The following is a 2822-nucleotide window of genomic DNA, read 5'->3' on the forward strand; positions in this document are numbered from 1 at the left end:
CGAAGCTCCTCAATCTGCTGAGTCGTCATTTTCCTTTTTCTGCCAAAAGCCACACCTCTCTCTTTGGCTTTGTTAATCCCATCCATCTGACGCTCGGCGCGAATTTCCGTCTCAAACTGTGCGATCGCCCCCAACATATTAAATAGCAGCCTTCCTGTGGCATCGCTGGTATTGATATTCTGGTCGAGTACTTGAAGATCTACCTTTTCTTCTCTCAGGGTTTCAGCAATCTGACATAGGTGCAAAGTAGAACGGGCTAATCTATCCAATCGGGTGATTACTAGAGTATCTCCTTCTCGGATATAATCAAGACAGGCTTTTAGTTCGGGACGTTTTTGATTCGTGCCACTTTGTTTCTCTTGATAGGTTTTTTTACAGTGTTTCAATTTGTCTAATTGAACATCAAGACTCTGACCCACCGAACTAACCCGCGCATATCCAATCAATGCCATATTTAATTCCTCTCAAATGTCTCATAAATTCTAAGACCTGGTAAGAATTATATTTTGAGACATGAATTGAGACAAAGTAAAATTTATGTCTCGTAATGTACACTTTTTGAGACGCTACACGAAGACAAGAATTTTTACTCCGCGATCGCTTATCTAAAACAAGGAAGGAAAATAACGTTCAGCGACGGCGATGGGAAAATTAAGCCTGAGAGGGGAACGAACTGAATCAGCAACGATGAGGTTGGATTCAACTAGTTTATTTTGTAGAGTACGCGCCTGTCTTTCCTTGTAGCCAACAATTTGAGGGACACGACTTTTAGGAATTTCTCCCTCTAACCAGAGCTGCTTGAGCAATAGAAAAGAATTGGGCAGTAAATTACCCAGGCGAACCTGTTCTTCGGTATAGATTTCCATGCGGGTTAAGATCTTCTCTGGTTCGATTAGAGAAGACATAAATTTAATCTGATCTAAACAGACATTGAGGAAAAACACACAGAATTCAATCAAGCCTTTGGCAGTTAGATTACCCCGTCCGTCGAGGTCGTTCCAGCGAGGAGAATCGGCTAAGGCTAAAAACTTTTTATAGTCCTCAACATTACGGGATAAACCCCTCGCCACCGACCAGAGGCTATTACCGATGCCAATTTCAGTTAGGTAGCCATGAGAAAATAAGCGACTGACTCGACCGTTGCCATCATAAAAAGGATGTATCCACAGCAAACGGTGATGGGAGGCAGCAGCAGCAATAATTTGACTAATCTTAGATAATCGTTCGGGGTTGTAGACTCGCTCAAACCGAGCCAAAAAAGCAGGAATTGCAGCAGCAGAAATAGGAATATGCTTGCCTACAATCACTTCTCCACTGCGATATTGTCCTGGAACTAGCTCAATAACTTTATCTCCTGACTTATTAGTTATTTGGAGCATAGAGGCTGGTATTAACTTGGCAAATTCCTCATGCAGCCAACAAATTCGCGCTGCTGATTCTGCCGAACCTTGTGCCAAACCCAGATCGATTTTTTCTTGTACCTTAATATGAGCTAAAGCTTCTAATTGCAGGTTTCTAGCTCGTTCGTCGTCAACAAAATCGGAGTTTAAAGCCCGTTCGATATCTCTGGGGAGGGTGCGATGACCTTCAATTAAATTGCTGTAGTAGCAATTCATCGAGCGTACTAGCGTCCCCAATTCTTGTCTCAATGCTGGATGGACGCTTTGATTCAAACCTGCTGCTGCTTCAATTAATTCCGATGCCAAATTTACCAGTTGTCTATTCTCTACCGATGGCATCAAAGGTTCAATTAATGAAATTGACTCCTGCATTTTGCCGTTTTGTTTGCCGCTAATTTTACTTGCCAGGTATGAATTATAGCATTTTTAATTTTGTTTAATTGCCGTTTTAATTGCTGCTTTCTGACCGAACAAAACACGCTCGACGATCACCGAGCGATTTAATGTTTGTATGACTATTCTTAATTGGCGATCACTTCCAAAAATGGTTGAATAAAACTAAGCAGAAGTCTTAGACAATGAATAAGGCTTAATCAGTACTTCGGCGGGAATCCCAAAATCTTGATTCAAACGTCTAATCGCATCTAAATTTAATGCTTGTTGTCTATTTAAGATTGCCGTTACTTGTTCCGTATCGCCAATTGAAGCTGCTAAATCTTGATGAGATAATCCACGAGCTGACAAATAATACAAGATTGCCGAAATTGGATCTGGAGCATCAATGGGATAATGCTCCTGTTCATAAGCCTCTACCAATGTAGTCAAAATATCCAGGCGATCTAATAGGAGCGAATTAGGTTTGGCATCAAACAGTCTTTCAATTTCAATTAGGGCATTTTGATAATCAGATTCGGTTTTAATCGGGCGTAATTCCATAGTTGTTATCTTTAATATTAAAACAACACGATTGTTTGCCACTTACTAGCATTGTGGTAAAGATTTTTAACATCTGAAAGGCTTTGCCATAATGCACTATATGCTTCGCGCTTTCCAGGCTTTTAAAGGTTGCTCGGAATCAGGATATCTAGACCAAAAAGTGCGTAAAGTGCTACGGGCAATAATTCGCATAAAATAAATATATTACCTTTTGAAAAAATAACTTTAACTATTATATAATTGGTAGGAAAGATATTTACCAAGTGACTCAGCCAAAGCCCGAAAAAAAGAAAGTAAGCTAGCCCACCCCAAGTAATACATTAATGTACTAACGTTCAAATTAAAGTACTTGGGGGGCTAGCGGGGGAAAGCCTTCCCCTCGACCCCTTCCGACAGTAGGAAAAAGAAAATACTCGCTCTACCAAGCTAACAGTTAAGGATCTCAATCTAAGAACTCATGCCAAGAAAAGTACAGCGCACAAAACC

Annotated in this window: 3 protein-coding genes; all 3 read right to left on the reverse strand. The window is 40.6% G+C overall.

The window, feature by feature from the left end:
* On the reverse strand, positions 1–452 hold a 452-nt coding region (locus tag I4641_RS23580; protein ID WP_229643027.1), incomplete at its 3' end, for a recombinase family protein.
* A gap of 153 nt (positions 453–605) precedes the next feature.
* On the reverse strand, positions 606–1772 hold the full coding sequence (locus tag I4641_RS23585) for a Fic family protein (protein WP_229643028.1): 1167 nt from the start codon (positions 1770–1772) through the stop codon (positions 606–608).
* 186 nt (positions 1773–1958) lie between these two features.
* Positions 1959–2336, reverse strand: a complete 378-nt coding sequence (locus tag I4641_RS23590; protein ID WP_229643029.1) for a helix-turn-helix domain-containing protein — start codon at positions 2334–2336, stop codon at positions 1959–1961.
* Positions 2337–2822: the final 486 nt, after the last annotated feature.

This window comes from Waterburya agarophytonicola KI4 (assembly GCF_020640915.1).
Taxonomy (GTDB): domain Bacteria; phylum Cyanobacteriota; class Cyanobacteriia; order Cyanobacteriales; family Xenococcaceae; genus Waterburya; species Waterburya agarophytonicola.

What these genes read in the sequence shown, in the direction of transcription:
- I4641_RS23585 (WP_229643028.1), bottom strand. Translation starts at nt 1,772, where the DNA reads ATGCAGGAGTCAATTTCATTAATTGAACCTTTGATGCCATCGGTAGAG.
- I4641_RS23590 (WP_229643029.1), bottom strand. Translation starts at nt 2,336, where the DNA reads ATGGAATTACGCCCGATTAAAACCGAATCTGATTATCAAAATGCCCTA.